12 protein-coding genes and 1 pseudogene are annotated in these 12,457 nt (G+C 56.4%); 7 read left to right on the top strand and 6 right to left on the bottom strand.

Going from position 1 to position 12,457, the window contains the following annotated elements; all coding sequences use genetic code 11:
* Positions 1 to 67: 67 nt before the first annotated feature.
* Entirely contained in the window at positions 68 to 784 is a 717-nt protein-coding gene (locus ACAty_RS15410; protein WP_082179262.1) for a type 1 glutamine amidotransferase, read from the top strand.
* 83 nt (positions 785 to 867) lie between these two features.
* Here the strand turns inward: ACAty_RS15410 and ACAty_RS08745 are convergent, their stop codons facing one another.
* Positions 868 to 1,056, bottom strand: a complete 189-nt coding sequence (locus tag ACAty_RS08745) for a hypothetical protein (protein ID WP_038472026.1) — start codon at positions 1,054 to 1,056, stop codon at positions 868 to 870.
* A 54-nt stretch (positions 1,057 to 1,110) separates the two neighbouring features.
* On the opposite strand from ACAty_RS08745, the pseudogene ACAty_RS08740 reads away from it, so the two are divergent.
* Positions 1,111 to 2,183: pseudogene (locus ACAty_RS08740) on the top strand (IS5 family transposase).
* 188 nt (positions 2,184 to 2,371) lie between these two features.
* Here ACAty_RS08740 and ACAty_RS08735 read toward each other — a convergent pair.
* On the bottom strand, positions 2,372 to 3,268 hold the full coding sequence (locus ACAty_RS08735; RefSeq protein ID WP_038472022.1) for a LysR family transcriptional regulator: 897 nt from the start codon (positions 3,266 to 3,268) through the stop codon (positions 2,372 to 2,374).
* Positions 3,269 to 3,351: 83 nt separating this feature from the next.
* Between ACAty_RS08735 and ACAty_RS08730 the strand changes: the two genes are divergently transcribed.
* The 5 genes from ACAty_RS08730 (at position 3,352) to ACAty_RS08710 (ending at position 9,414) form a co-directional block, all read left to right on the top strand.
* Positions 3,352 to 4,917: an MFS transporter gene (locus tag ACAty_RS08730; RefSeq protein WP_038472019.1), complete on the top strand. Its 1,566-nt coding sequence runs from the start codon at positions 3,352 to 3,354 to the stop codon at positions 4,915 to 4,917.
* The gene (locus ACAty_RS08725) at positions 4,914 to 6,338 is read left to right on the top strand and encodes an efflux transporter outer membrane subunit (protein WP_070114521.1); all 1,425 of its coding nucleotides are present in this window, start codon (positions 4,914 to 4,916) and stop codon (positions 6,336 to 6,338) included. Before ACAty_RS08730 ends, ACAty_RS08725 begins: the two co-directional genes overlap by 4 nt.
* Entirely contained in the window at positions 6,331 to 7,491 is a 1,161-nt protein-coding gene (locus ACAty_RS08720; RefSeq protein WP_038472016.1) for an efflux RND transporter periplasmic adaptor subunit, read from the top strand. The genes ACAty_RS08725 and ACAty_RS08720 overlap by 8 nt, the downstream gene beginning before the upstream one ends.
* A 131-nt stretch (positions 7,492 to 7,622) precedes the next feature.
* Positions 7,623 to 8,843, top strand: coding sequence for an NAD(P)/FAD-dependent oxidoreductase (locus tag ACAty_RS08715; protein WP_226047659.1), 1,221 nt, complete (start codon positions 7,623 to 7,625; stop codon positions 8,841 to 8,843).
* Between the two features lie 109 nt (positions 8,844 to 8,952).
* On the top strand, positions 8,953 to 9,414 hold the full coding sequence (locus ACAty_RS08710) for a DUF488 domain-containing protein (RefSeq protein WP_198408158.1): 462 nt from the start codon (positions 8,953 to 8,955) through the stop codon (positions 9,412 to 9,414).
* Between the two features lie 14 nt (positions 9,415 to 9,428).
* Here the strand turns inward: ACAty_RS08710 and ACAty_RS08705 are convergent, their stop codons facing one another.
* From ACAty_RS08705 to narJ, 4 genes are read right to left on the bottom strand one after another with little or no spacing between them, the layout of a single operon-like run.
* Positions 9,429 to 10,745, bottom strand: a complete 1,317-nt coding sequence (locus ACAty_RS08705) for an MFS transporter (protein ID WP_004872782.1) — start codon at positions 10,743 to 10,745, stop codon at positions 9,429 to 9,431.
* Between the two features lie 42 nt (positions 10,746 to 10,787).
* A complete protein-coding gene (locus tag ACAty_RS08700; RefSeq protein ID WP_038472013.1) occupies positions 10,788 to 11,207 on the bottom strand; it encodes a DUF302 domain-containing protein in 420 nt (139 codons plus the stop codon).
* 9 nt (positions 11,208 to 11,216) lie between these two features.
* Entirely contained in the window at positions 11,217 to 11,915 is a 699-nt protein-coding gene (gene narI, locus ACAty_RS08695; protein ID WP_004872781.1) for a respiratory nitrate reductase subunit gamma, read from the bottom strand.
* Positions 11,912 to 12,457: a nitrate reductase molybdenum cofactor assembly chaperone gene (gene narJ, locus ACAty_RS08690; protein WP_004872780.1), complete on the bottom strand. Its 546-nt coding sequence runs from the start codon at positions 12,455 to 12,457 to the stop codon at positions 11,912 to 11,914. Before narJ ends, narI begins: the two co-directional genes overlap by 4 nt.

Below are 12,457 nucleotides of genomic sequence, written 5' to 3'. Positions count from 1 at the left end.
GACTGGAAGCGGATTTTGGTAACCGTTCGAATCGATATTAATTTGATTAATCAGGTAGAGGTCTCTTGTGAGCAATATTCTTGTGTTACAACATCATCCTGAGGAAGGATTAGGGCTTTTAGAAGAGATATTCTTGGAAAGCGATCATCATCCCACCATCCATCGGCTTGATCTTGGAGTGCCCGTACCTAAAAATTCTAATGCTTATTCCGGTCTAGTAATTATGGGTGGCCCCATGAGTGCAAACGATGAAGATCGATACCCATGGCTTTCAGATGAAATGCAACTAATTAGGGCGACCATCAAAGCTGAGAAACCAACCTTAGGACATTGTTTGGGTGCTCAGCTTATCGCCAAGGCTATGGGTGCGCAAGTTATTGCAAATCCATCCGGGCCAGAGATAGGATGGTTTCCGGTTCAGAAAACCGTTGCGGGACGCAGAAGTTTATGGCTGAAAGGGCTACCGGAATCATTTCTCCTTTTTCATTGGCACGGGGAAACCTTCATGCTACCAGAGGGTGGCATACCTATTTTATCTAGCGCCATTTGTGCCAATCAAGCATTTTCTATTGGGCAGCATTGTTTGGCTCTACAGGGTCATCCCGAGGTAACCGAGACCATTGTTCGATCGTGGACGTTGGCAATGGCGGAAGACTTGAAAAACACCGGGGTTGGCGTACAATCGGTCGATGAGATCACACGCGATTTAGCTCAGAAATGTGCCAGTTTGGCCGATATTTCTCGTCAGTTATATGCCCGATGGGTGGAGCTGCTGACGCACTAGAACAACCTTACACAAAAAAAGTCATAATGAGCTCAGTTGCGTCCCGTCAAGAGGTGTAAAAGTGGATCTCCAATGTCGTCATCTCACGCGGTCTGCGGATCGTTGATCAGTACCTGGGCCGTCAGGATGTCAGAGCCTACGACCTGCACCAAACACTCTTGGTTCATGTGGCGGCGAATTACTTGCCACTCTTCCGTCTGCTCGGCCAGCAGCTTGCCGACCAACAGCACGATCGCAGCGTTGTTTGAGAGGGGCGGCTCGAAAAACCCCATGCCCGCGGGTATTGGTCGAATGGCGGTAGGCCGAATTGCAGTGAGATAGACGGGATGATTGCGCGCTGGAGTGCGGCGAAGAAGGACCTACTGGCCGATGGGGGGTACGTCCATAAGGTGGACGTCATCGGGGATCCGCTGCAGAAGATCGAGGCGGTGGTCGATTTCTGCTTCGGCGCAAGCGGTCGAGCGCATTGCTCCCCGTCCAGAGCAGCCGAGAGGTGGTCGGCCGCCGTACCCAAGGGAAGCGATGATCCGTGTCTTGGTGGTGAAGCGTCTGCATGGTCTGTCGGACGAGCAGACCGAGTTCCAATTGCTGAATCGTCGCAGTTTCCGGCGCTTTAGTGGTCTGGATCGCTCCCGCAACATACCCGATCGGACCACGATCTGGAACTTTGAGAACCGAACTGGGGTGGACGGGGTTAGCGCACTCTTCGCCGAGTTGGACCGGCAAATCCGCGCGCACGGCCTGGAGGCCCATGCAGGGCAAATTGTCGATGCCACCTTGGTACCCGCCCCCAAGCAGCATTTCACGAAGGAAGATATAGAACAGCTCGAGCAAAATGCAGTCCCTGCGGACTGGAAGCCCGCCAAGCGGCGGCTGCTTAGCGACAATTATCTTGTCCTGGCGGACAAGCTAATTGACGCCGAGCAGGCGGCAGAAGGACGTAGATGCCAGCTGGACCAAAAAGCACGGCAAATCACATCATGGCTACAAATTCACCGTGAGCTTGGATCGCAAGCACAAGTTCGTTCGGACCTGGATTGCCGATACCGCCAAAGTCCATGATTCCCAGCACTTGGAAGCAGTGCTCGGCGAGAGGAATACCAGTGCCGAGATCTATGCCGATAAAGAGTATGTTAGGGCCGAACGAGAGGAACGCCTTTGGGAGCAAGACTATAGCCCGCATAAACGCAAAGCGAAGAAGGGCAAGACGCTTTCTGCCTGCCAGGAGCGGCGGAACCGGCGCATTGCCAAGGTGCGCGCGGGAAGATCATGCCTTTGCTGCCATCACCCAGTGGGACGGGAAGTAGACCCGCACCATCGGTCGGGCCCGCGCCACTTTCCCATGGGCATGATGGTCATTGTTTACAACATGCGTCGCTTGGACTTTCTCGGGGCGTAATGCGCCCAGAGATCGGAAAATCGGGCTAATAGCCTGAAATGGTGGGAGAAACCGGCTCGAAATCGTCATTTTGAACCGTGGTTGGCTTCGCCACATCACGGGATCGAATTTTTAGGTGTTGATCGAGGTGCCCCTCTAAAAACGCCTCTAATAACTTAAAATAATCTCTGCCATCGCCTTGGTGTTTTTTATTTGGCTGGATCTAGGCATTCTAAAAAACGAGCAATGGTGTGAGAGCGATAGGGGGTTTTGGGGGCGACCAGATATAGGGTCCAATGGATCGGATCGCCAACTCGGCGACTCTCGACTGCCCAATCGTGGCGATGGCGCAAGGCGGTACTGGTGATGAAGCCGATACCCAACCCTGCGGCTACGGCCGTCCCCATGGCTTCGACACCGTTGACTTCGATACGAATGCTGGGTTCGATGCCAATTTTACGGAACTCTTGCAGTATACGCTGGCGAATGCCCGACTGCGTCTCCCGCCAGACCAGCGGTTGGCTGGCCAGATCTGCTAAATCCAGATTAGGCTTTTCCGCAAAGGCGTGCCCCCTGGGGAAAATGGCGAGAATCTCGTCCTCGAGCCAGGGGCTAGCCGCATAGTGGGGCGGCAGCCCCGTCATCGGTGTGCCCTCCTCGAGAAAGAAGAGATCCCAGTCCAGCAGAGAGTACTGGGACCAGTCGGTGATTCCTCCGCGCAATTGCAGTTCCACCTCAGGGTAGTCCTGCCGAAAACGCACGAGATACTGCGGTAGAAAGTAATTGGCTACGGTATTGGTGGCGGCGATCTTGAGAACGCCTTCCTGCAACTGCCGCCGGCGCTGGACCATGTCTGACCATTCCCGTTTGAGATCCCGGAGGCGGCGGGCAGGGGCGAGATAGGCTTCACCCGCTGCTGTTAGGCGAACGCCGCGGCCCACGCCATAGTACAAGGGCTCTCCCACAAGTTCTGTAAGTCGTTGCAGACGCTCACTGATGGCTGGCTGACTGCGGTGGAGGATGTGGGCCGCTTTGCTCACGCTGCCGCACTCGGCTACGACGAGAAAGGTTTCGAGTAGTTCAAGAGAAGGGGTAGGTATCGCCATGATCGATAGATTCTATCATTACTTCCTATTAGTTCTATAGCTTCACCATTGCTAGGCTCCGCTCTGGATTTTTCAGAGCTACCATGTTTCGGATCCTTCATCGCCAACTACGAAGTGTCAGCGCTCATTCGGTTCCTAGCCGCTTTCTTGCGGTCAACTTGGCTATTGGCCTGGAGCATTTCCTGGTCCTCTTCAATGGTGGTGCCTACCTGCCAATGATCCCCCGGGTCATTGGCTCCTTGGGGCGCAATATGATCTATGGTGACTGGACCCAAGACCTGTACTTCCTGGCTTTGGGCTTGGGCCTGCCGCTGGGGCGCTGGGCCAGCCAACGTTTTGGCAATCGTAATAGCCTACTCTTTTGTTTAGCAGCCATTTTTTTTGCGTCGCTGGTCAATGCCACAACGCGCGAATATGTGCCGTTTTTGGCCGCTCGCATTGTCGCCGGCCTCGCTGGGGGGCTGAGTATCCCCCTTTCCCTCAACCTGCTCTTGCGCCACTACCACAGTGACCGGCGCGACCACGGCTTATTTCTTTGGGGCATCGCCGCCATCACGCCCTTTGCCATTGGGCCTTTTATTGGTGGCTGGATTGACGATGCATGGGGGTGGCGGTGGTTATTCCTCCTCAATCTACCCATTCTGCTGATGAGTTTTCTGGGTATATGGCTGTGGGAGCCGCCGGAGCGCCAAGAGGAACGGCCATCGATGGACTGGTTGGGCTATGCCCTTTTGGTGGCGAGCCTGGTAACCCTGCAAATGCTTTGCAATCTGGGGAGTAAAGACGACTGGTGGCGCTCGCCGGAGATTCGCCTGCTGGCGGTGCTGACTCTGGTGTTGGGGGGGGCGACCGTCTGGTGGCTGCGACGACAGACCCTGCCAGCGTTGGATTTGCGCAGTTTTCGCTATGTCAATTTTCGCGTTGCAGCCCTCGGCGTTTTTCTCACCGCTCTGGTATTTCAGGGTACGCTGGCGTTACTCATCGTTCAGTATCAGCTCAGTTTTGGCTACAGTGCTCGCGCCATTGGCGAAATTCTTCTCAGTCTGGCCATTTTTGCACCCGCAAGCGCTACCTTCTCGCACTGGTATTTGGGCCGCCACGATCCTCGCCCACTGGCGCTAATTTCCTTGCTTTTGCTCAGTGGGGCTGCGTGGTGGCTTTCCAGTTATGACCTTCCGGTCTCGCCTAGTAGCCTCGTCGAGGCGCCCATGCTCGTGGGCTTGGGTCTTGGTGGGGCGTTTGCTGCCTGGGCACGGATCGGGCTCTGGGGGCTTTCTGGCCCGTCGGAACAGCGTGCTGCGGTCGCGTTGAATCTCCTCCGCAGTACCGGTCAGGCCCTGGGAATTCCCCTCGTAGCAGCCTTGTGGGAACGGCGTTTGGATCTCCATCGCCATTTTCTGGTGGAGGTGCAGGGCAGTAATCTGCTCTTTTGGCATGCCGCCGAGCGCCATTTTGCTAATGTTCCCGGCTTGCTCGCGGCGTCGGTGCGGCAACACGCTGCCATGCTCGCCTTCAACGAGATTTTTTACCTGGCTGCTGGGATTTTTGGTGGGCTGGCCCTATGGAGCCTGCTGTCACGAGTGCCAAAGGAAAAGAGTTCCGAGAGTATTGCGGAGCAGACGGCCATCGCCGAGCTGGTGGAACCATGAATATACGAATTGCATCGACTGTGCTGTGCCTCTCGCTCGTGGTGGGCGGCTGCGCGCGCCTACCTGAGCAGCTACCCAACAATCCGAAAGATCAGGTGGATTTAGACATTCCCAGACCCACCGGGATAGCCGCGGCACCCTGGCCCGCCCAAGAGTGGTGGCGGAGTGCGAACGATCCGGAACTTAACCGTCTGGTACAGATCGCTTTCGCGCGGAATCCGGATCTACGAGCCGCAGCGGCAAAGGTACTGCTGGCACAAGCCGATGTCGGCGCTGCGCGATCACGGCTCTTGCCCCATTTCGATGCCGATTTTGCACTCACGCAGCAATATTTTTCCGCCCAAGGTCTGCATCTCAGCGCCAATGGCACGAGCAATACTTTTGGCGCACTGAATCCCATCGACATCCACTATCACGTCGATCTTTGGGGGCAGGATCGCGATCTGGTGCGGGCAGCTCGCGGTCGCTTGGCCATGAACCAGGCGGAGGCAGCCCAGGCACGGCTATTGGTCAGTACGGCGGTCGTCGTCCAGTATTTCGCTCTCGAAGGTGACCGACGCTTGCTCCAGCAGACAGAACATCTGCATACCCTGCAAGAGCAGGCCAAGGCCGTGGCAGAGGGTGGTTTTCAACAAGGTTTGTTCAATGCCAGCCAGATCCATGCCGAAGATCTAGCCCTAGCCGAGTCCGCCCAGCGCATCGCCAAGCTGCAAGCGGCCATTGCTGCCGAGAAGCATGCCCTGGCCGCACTCTGCGGCGAAGGGCCTTCCATGACGATAGGGTCCGCTACCATCACGAAGCAGGCGCTCTCCCCAGCACTGGGGTTGCCGAAGAATCTCCCATTGCGATTGCTTGCTCGGCGCCCCGACATCGTCGCCGCCCGCTGGGCCGTGCAAGCGGCAGCGGCAGAGGTTGGGGCGGCACGGGCTGCCTTCTACCCAAACATCAATCTCCGTCTGCTCGCCGGTTGGAACAGTATCCACCTGGGCGATCTATTTAATCCGGGGAATTTCGCCCATGCCGTCGGTCCGGTCATTACCTTGCCGATTTTCGAGGGAGGAGCCCTACGTGCCCACCTGCGGGCGCAGAATGCGGTCTTTCTTGCTGCCCAGGATCGCTATCGGAGCACCCTCTTGGCAGCGTTACGCCAAATTGCCGATCGCCTGAGCACGGCGCAGAAGCTAGCACGCCAAGAACGGGCCCAGCGCCACGCCGCGGCAGCGGCGCAGTCACAGTGGGAGTTGCGCCAGCAAGCCTGGCGCCAGGGCCTGAGTGATGCTCTGCCCAGCATCGCGGCAGAAATCACCTGCGTTCAGGTTCGCCAACGGCGAACGGCTATTACCACCGCACGTTGGCAAAACTGGGCGCTACTGGAGTCCGCTTTGGGCGGAGGATATCGACATACGATAAAGGATGGCTGAGTTGTCAGAAGACCTTTCCCAAACGCCTATTCGTTCCCGTCGTAATTACCTCGTATTTGGCCTCATTCTCGCCTTGCTGCTGATGGGGTGGGCGGCGTGGTGGGTGCTGGTAGGCAGTCGGCGTATTGCTACCAACGATGCCTACGTCGAGGGGAATGTCACACCCGTCCAGGCGCAAAGCGCGGGGACGATCCGGCGGGTATATGTGGAAAACACCGAATATGTGCGCGCCGGCACCATCCTCGCGAGTCTCCAGGGAGACCGTAGTCTGCTGGCTCTGCAAGCCAGCGAGGCCGCCTTGGGACGCACGGTGCGACAACTGCGCCAGGAATTTGCCGCAGTACAGGAAACTCAAGCAAAACTCCGCGCCCAACAGGCACAATTGACGAAGCTACGCGATGATCTCCAGCGGTACCGTGGCGCGCAGGCGAGCGGCGCCGTAGCCACCATTCAGATTGCTGACACTACGCAGGACGTAAACGCACTGCAGGCAGAGATCGCCGCAACGGCGGCCAAACTCCAGGCAGCACAAGCACTGGTGGAAGGCACCACCCTGCAAAATAACCCGCAGGTGCGGGCGGCGGTGGCCGATCTAGAGCGCCGCTATATCGACTGGGCCAGGCGCGATCTGCGGGCTCCCATCAGTGGTTTCGTAGTCCAGCGCAGCGCCTACCCCGGTCTGATGATTCACCCGGGAGAGCGGCTCTTCACCATCGTGCCCTTGGATGATCTCTGGGTAGTTGCCAACGTCAAAGAAACCCAGATGGCCCATCTGCGGCCAGGGCAACCGGTGCGACTGGAGAGCTATTACTACGGCGACCGTGTCATCTTTCACGGCACCGTTCAGGGGCTCCTGCCCGGCGCCGGCAGTGCCTTTGCCGTTCTGCCTCCAGAAAACGCGACGGGCAACTACATCCATATCGTTGAGCGGGTGCCGATTCGAATTAGCTTGCGGCGGGCAGAGATCCGCCGCTACCCCTTGCGCCCGGGCCTGTCCATGATCGCGCACATCGACATCCACCAAGAGGGCCCGAAAAACGTCCTCGAGCCCATCACAACTACCCCGACACGCGGATATGAGAGCCGCATCTACGCGGGAGAACTCAAGCGAGCGCGGCGATTGGCACAGAGGATAATCGCCAGGAATAGCTAGCGATCCGTACTGTGGCAAGTAGCTAGGGAGCTCCGGCATGTTGTCAACATGCAGTCTATACTGGAGCGTGTGAGGCTGTGGATCGGTATGGGGACAGCACACAAAAACCGAGGGTTCATAAGGCCGAGGTAATGGACGAGATTTCCAGTTGGGATTATGTCATCGTTGGCACGGGTCCAGCTGCTGCCGAGGCGGCCGTGGCCATCCGTGAGCTGGACAACAGAGGCAAGCTGCTAATGCTCGGTGCTGAAAGGCAGTTGCCTTATCAGCGGCCGCCCTTATCCAAAGGACTCTGGACGGGCAAAGACACCGTAGAGGAGTTGCCCCTACGATCTGCCGCCGAATGGGACGGCCTTTCGGTGCAGATACACTTGGGAGACGCCGTGATCGAACTGGATGCTGGAGCGCGGACCCTCACCAGTGCCTCGGGAAGGATCTACCGCTACGAGCGACTCCTTCTGGCGACCGGGGGCCGTGCGCGACAGCCGGAGCTCGCCATCGCCACCTTGCGGGATCGCGTCTTCACGCTGCGCAACTTCCAGGACTACGAACGGCTACAAGCTGCTGCTCGACCGGGCCTCACCGTGCTGGTGGTAGGGGGAGGTTTCCTCGGTGCAGAACTGGCCGCAGCGCTCTCTCGGCAAGAGGGCCTGAAAGTCCACCACGCTTTTGCTGGAAACGCGCCCTTAGCCCATGTTTTACCCCCAACTTTGCAAAAGGTGGTCCTTGCCCGTTACGGCAAGGCAGGAGTTCAACTCCATCCACAACACCGCTTGGAAGGTCTCGACTGGGAGGATGGAAGTGTGCGGGCGCACTTCACAACCCAGGCACCCATAGCTTGCGATCTCCTGGTCTATGCTCTGGGCATGGAGAGTAATCTCGAGCTTGCCCAACAGGCGGGCCTTACTCTGGACAAGGGCGGAGTTCTGGTCAATACGGAGTTGCGCAGCAGTGACTCCCGCATCTGGGCTGCTGGGGATCTAGCCACCTATCCTGACCCAGTGTGGCAAGAACCTTGTCGTCTGGAACATTGGGACAATGCTGAGGCGACCGGAAGGGCGGCGGGGCGAGCTATGGCCGGTAGGTCGGAACCCTTCCGACATCAGTCCCTCTTCTTCAGTGACCTTTTCGAACTGGGTTTCGAAGCTGTGGGACGCTGCGATTCTCAGCGAGTACTACGCGTAGCCGCCCCGCCAGGGGGTGGGAAGGCGGTAGTCTATTATGGGGATGGTGACTGGGTGGAGGGTGTGCTGCTCTGGAATGTCTGGGGAAAAGCCGATGCTGCACGCGAAGGGATAGCCGCTCATCGACCTCTCATGGATCTTCACTGGGTAGAAACGCTGGAGACGTGATGATCATCGAACCCAAAGGCAGACTGAGCGCAACGTGCTGGGCGTGCGGATTCGCTACAGGAGCTGAAAATGCTTTGCCGGCATGAGAGTCGCATGAGGAGGGTTGCCCTTGATTAACCACGAAGAAAGCAGCCAGAACACATTCCATGAACCGGAACATCCGGGGTCGTCCGGGCCTCTTGCCATTCGAATCTGGCATGTTTACGACAAGCCCATTCCGGCCGGATACCGCGTCCTCGTCGAGCGCTTATGGCCACGGGGGCAGCGCAAAACCGATCTCTCTCTGGTCAATTGGGCCAGGAATCTTGCCCCCAGCACCGCGCTACGGCAGTGGTTCCACCACGATCCCGCCCTTTGGGAGGAGTTCCGGCAGCGCTACTTGGCGGAACTGCAAGATCGTGTACCGGAAGCGCAAGCCTTGCTCACGGCCGCCGCGGGTCAGGACCTGGTGCTCCTCTATGCGGCCCACGACCAGCAGCACAACGGCGCTCTGGTCCTGGCTGACTTTTTGCGTGGTCTCGTACAAGAATCTCACGATCAGCAACATCGGGCGACCAAACTCGGAAACTAAAACGTGTCATCCGATCAATGCATCGGAGAAATGGAGTGTCCTCCAGCTACGTGGTCTCGCGTCCTAACCAAAATCCAGACCAACAGTAAGCTCACGACTGCCAGGCCGATATATACGCTGTACCCAAGAGGATATCCCTGAGTGCCAAAGCGATCGACGAATCCTCCCAGGAGCGGAGGCACCGCGAAGCCGCCCAGACAGCCGAGACCGCCAACCCAACCCGACGCACCGCCAACCGCATCTGGTACGTAATGGGGCACCAGCTTGAAAACGGCACCGTTGTTTATGCCCATGCCGGCTCCCACGAGGAATTCTCCGATTACCGTCAACCAGAAGGTTTGTGAAAGGGTCATGATGACCGCACCACCGAGTAAGATGGTTAACGAAATAATCGCAATTTTCTCACCACCCTCCCGATCCGCGAGCGCTCCACCCCAGACGCGAATGAAAGCAGCGAGTAAAGAGAAGGATGCTGTAAGAATGACGGCGGTCATGGTCTTGGTGTGATAATAGCTCTCCCAAAAGGTGGGAAGCCAGACCGTAAGCGCAAGAAAGCCGCCAAAATTGGTAAAGTACAGCCCGACTAGAGGCCAGGTGCGCCAATGACTCGCAGATAAACTGAGTGAATGCCAAACACCTCCTGTAGGAAATAATTCCTCGCCATTCGCTTTAGCATGATCTATCGCTGCATTTTTCTCCATATGGTGAATATACTGAAAATACGGTGCGTTTTTGCCCAGGAAATAATAAAGCAAAATTCCCAAGATAATCATGGCCAGGGAGAATAAATAACCAGACCAGAGTCCGGTCATCAGTATCACACTTGGCAGAATGAGTGCAACAAATCCAGGAGATGAATCTCCTAAACCGCCAAAAACGGCCAAAGCTTCGCCTTGCTTTTTTCTCGGATACCAGTAGGACACCTGTCCAACGCCTACGGAGAATGTGGCAATACCGCTGCCCGCAAGCGCGCCGAGCGCTAGCAAGTAGGGATAAGAGTGTGCATCAAGATGATTCGGATACAAGGTCAATAGCATCCAGTAGAGTCCAGCTATCCCAACCAAAGACGCCACGAGCAGGACCAAGAAAGGGACACGTCCCCCGTTATGATCAACAGAGGCACCAAACGGTATGCGAAGAAGAGCACCGGTTAGCATAGGCATGCCGACGAGCCAGCCAATTTGAGTGGGAGATAGATGCATGGCTTGCACAAAGATGTGTGCGGTTGGCCCGTAGAGAGATACCGATCCCGCACCAATAAAGAAACCGATAGTCGCTCCAGCCAGAACGCTACGTGGTGAACCCTGAATGTTCACGTCATTCTGCGCCATGAATTGTTCCTCCGGTGTTTGTACCCTACCGTATCGATTTATTCATCCCGAATCGGTTAGGACAGTCGAAATAATGGTGTGAACCTCTCGGTCGAAGGCGTCCACTTGAGCCAGGAGCCTGTCACCCTGGAGTCCATGGCGCTCGACAGTATATGACAAATCGGTAAACGCAACTACGGATACGTCGGCCTCACGCTGGTAGACAAGGATCTTGCTCGGCAAGTCGATTGCGAGTGTTGGAAAAACCCGCATGAGTTCGGTACCACCGCTTGGCCTGCCAAATATGAGCACTGTGCAAAAAGGAAGGAACAAACCGGCACTCCTTGCAGCATGCGCGTGATCAATACGACCAAAGAGTGTGAATCGAGATTTCTCCAGTTGCGCTTCCATCCGCGTAACGAGCACGTCTGGACCAATTGAACTCACCCATTGCTGGAGTCCTCGTACGTTCTTGTCGTTCATTTCGTATCCCTATATGACCGAACGAATTTTGGCCCGCACCAGCTGATAAGGTCGTATAGCGTAATTCAAGGGCACAGTCCAGATATGTACCAGTCTACTAAAAGGAAAAAGCAGAAAGACGGTCATTCCACAAAACATATGGATCTTGTAAATAATGGGAATAGTGCGAATAAGAGCGGGATCCGGCTGGAATGTCGCTATGCTCCGCACATACTGGATCAAGATCTGCATGTTCTGAACGTGCCCCGATACCGCGTCCGGGACGCTGATAAACTGGGTACCCAGCCCAAAGCTCAGAGTAATCAACAACCACACGAGAATAAAAATATCCATAAAGCGGCTAGCATACCGGACTTTGGGATCGAGAAGCCGCCGAAGCAGGAGCATGAGCCCCCCGATCATGGCAAGCACACCTGCGGTGATTCCAGCACTGGCGGCAATCCACTGGTGTTCGACAGGATCAGCCCCTAACCACTCGAGAATGTTCGTGAGAAACCCAGTAAAATGGCCAAGAAAGAGGGTGAGAATACCGACATGCCAGAGATTACTTGCCCACATCATGTAGCGTTTTGATGCAAGTATCTGGCTGGAGAAACTTGACCAACCGTACTGCTCACGCTCATAACGGATTGCCGATCCGACAAGGAATGTCGTCCCGGCAATGAAAGGATAGACGCCAAAGAAAAAATAATTCCAAGACCAGATCATGACTCCACTCCTGCTCGAAGCTTGTCAACGAGTTGTGCATACGGAAGGATTATCGCCACCAGATCTGCATATGGACTGTGAACGGCGCGCAGATTTCGCTCAAGGATCGAGATCGACTCCTGCGCGCCCGCCAGAAAGACGCGACTCTCCTCCGTGGTGAGTGTGGCGGCAAAGTCAAGAATCACCGGTAGGTAATCGGGCAGACAGTGATTACTGGGGATCCAACCGTGGGCCGAATAGTGCTCCAGTAAACGTAATAGCACAGACCCTCGGCCGCGGTCGTCTTCTGGTAGAAGATGCGTGCTCAAATGCAAGTCGCAGCTTGGAGTCCAGTCGAAGGTCTCGACATACTTCGCCTCCAGTGCGAGCGGCTCTTGCATCTCCATCCAGTCGATATGCTGTAGTACCACGCTTCGCTCAGATGAGAGCAGACGGACTTCTGCAAGCAGGTCCGTGCGGAGTTCCGGAAGGGCGGTGCGCAGCGCGTTGTCCGGATAGTCCAACAGCAGGGCGAGGATGTGAAACAGAGGTTGGCGAATCAT

The sequence above is a fragment of the Acidithiobacillus caldus ATCC 51756 genome (assembly GCF_000175575.2).
Classification (GTDB): domain Bacteria; phylum Pseudomonadota; class Gammaproteobacteria; order Acidithiobacillales; family Acidithiobacillaceae; genus Acidithiobacillus_A; species Acidithiobacillus_A caldus.
This window is presented reverse-complemented; position numbering and strand designations above follow the sequence as displayed.

Bases quoted from the DNA above. Each gene is read 5' to 3' on its own strand.
- ACAty_RS08725 (WP_070114521.1), top strand. From the start codon at position 4,914: ATGAATATACGAATTGCATCGACTGTGCTGTGCCTCTCGCTCGTGGTG.
- ACAty_RS08715 (WP_226047659.1), top strand. From the start codon at position 7,623: ATGGACGAGATTTCCAGTTGGGATTATGTCATCGTTGGCACGGGTCCA.
- ACAty_RS08720 (WP_038472016.1), top strand. From the start codon at position 6,331: ATGGCTGAGTTGTCAGAAGACCTTTCCCAAACGCCTATTCGTTCCCGT.
- narJ (WP_004872780.1), bottom strand. From the start codon at position 12,457: ATGATTCGCCAACCTCTGTTTCACATCCTCGCCCTGCTGTTGGACTAT.
- ACAty_RS08745 (WP_038472026.1), bottom strand. From the start codon at position 1,056: ATGGGGTTTTTCGAGCCGCCCCTCTCAAACAACGCTGCGATCGTGCTG.
- ACAty_RS08735 (WP_038472022.1), bottom strand. From the start codon at position 3,268: ATGGCGATACCTACCCCTTCTCTTGAACTACTCGAAACCTTTCTCGTC.
- ACAty_RS08700 (WP_038472013.1), bottom strand. From the start codon at position 11,207: ATGAACGACAAGAACGTACGAGGACTCCAGCAATGGGTGAGTTCAATT.
- ACAty_RS08705 (WP_004872782.1), bottom strand. From the start codon at position 10,745: ATGGCGCAGAATGACGTGAACATTCAGGGTTCACCACGTAGCGTTCTG.
- ACAty_RS08730 (WP_038472019.1), top strand. From the start codon at position 3,352: ATGTTTCGGATCCTTCATCGCCAACTACGAAGTGTCAGCGCTCATTCG.
- narI (WP_004872781.1), bottom strand. From the start codon at position 11,915: ATGATCTGGTCTTGGAATTATTTTTTCTTTGGCGTCTATCCTTTCATT.